Source organism: Enterovibrio norvegicus FF-33 (assembly GCF_000286835.2).
Lineage (GTDB): Bacteria > Pseudomonadota > Gammaproteobacteria > Enterobacterales > Vibrionaceae > Enterovibrio > Enterovibrio norvegicus_A.
Window position 1 is genome coordinate 1 of record NZ_AJYD02000025.1, and the last position, 566, is coordinate 566.

Annotated in this window: 1 protein-coding gene; it reads left to right on the top strand. The window is 54.6% G+C overall.

The annotated features are described in order from the left end of the window. On the top strand, positions 1 to 566 hold a 566-nt coding region (locus A1OO_RS06975; RefSeq protein WP_035008767.1), incomplete at both ends, for a cadherin repeat domain-containing protein.

A 566-nucleotide genomic window follows, 5' to 3' on the forward strand; every position in this document is an offset into this window, starting at 1 on the left:
GGCGACAGCGTGGGGGTGACCTTCAACTCGGTCGATGGTGATGGCTCAGATAGCATCACGTTTACCCTAACTGATAATGCAGGGGGGCTGTTCACCATCGATCCCGACTCGGGCAAAGTGACGGTGGCAGGCGCGTTGGATTACGAAACAGCAACGAGCCATAACATCACGGTGCAAGCCACGTCGACTGATGGCAGTAGCACGACCCATACCATGACCATCAATTTGATCGATAACAAAGGTGAGTTTGCAGTCACGGGGATCACCGATACTGACGCCACCAACAGTGTGGTGTCAGAAAGTGTCACTGTTGGCACCACCGTGGGGCTGGACTTAGACGCCACCGACAGTGATGGCAGTGACACGGTGAGTTATTCCTTGAGTAATACCGCAGGCGGCTTGTTCACGATTGATCCCAGCAGCGGCATTGTGACTGTAGCGGCGGCACTGGATTATGAAACCGCCACGAGTCATACCATTACCGTGGTGGCGACGTCGACAGACGGCTCTACCTCAAACCAGAGCTACATCATCAGTTTGACCGACGACAAGTCGGAGTTCACTGC